At 47.7% G+C, this 524-nt stretch carries 1 protein-coding gene; it reads left to right on the top strand.

Translation table 11 applies throughout. The features are described 5' to 3' along the window. Positions 1–35: 35 nt before the first annotated feature. A partial coding sequence (locus R7Z47_RS26770; RefSeq protein ID WP_318131015.1) for an AMP-binding protein occupies positions 36–524 on the top strand: 489 nt, incomplete at its 3' end.

Below are 524 nucleotides of genomic sequence, written 5' to 3'. Positions count from 1 at the left end.
CTTCCTGTGCTTCCTTTGTCTGAGCAGGAGTTAGTGTGGCATTCAGCATAGAGCCATTCTCTACAGAACATAGTGCGATTCCACCTTGGAAGTATTGGGCTCAAACGAGCCCTTTTTCTATTGCACTCGCAACACCTCAAGAAACATTGAATTGGCAACAGCTCTCGCTTCGTGTTACTCAATACGCGCAATCGCTCTTGCAGCAAGGTGTTACGCGCGATGACGTGGTGACTCTGGTAGGGAAGAACCAAGTTGAAACAGTACTGTTTTATTTAGCGGCGCAACAGTTAGGCGCCATCACCGCGTTGACTATGCCTCAGCCAATCGAGGCGCTACAAGGTAAGCTCTGCACTCTGTACGGCGATCATAAAACGCGTTTTGTTTGGTTAACTCCGGAGTGTGAGTTCGCTTACTCTAGCGAAGATAAAGCAGCATTAAATGCGATTTTTCTCATTTTGCCTACGGTAGATACCGTGGTTGAAAACACTGAGGACGACTATCAGCATGACAGGTTGGCTTCGATC

Source organism: Vibrio sp. 1641, assembly GCF_033339995.1.
Taxonomy (GTDB): domain Bacteria; phylum Pseudomonadota; class Gammaproteobacteria; order Enterobacterales; family Vibrionaceae; genus Vibrio; species Vibrio alginolyticus.
Note: the sequence above shows the minus strand (reverse complement) of the source record. Positions and strands in the feature narration are given on the sequence as shown.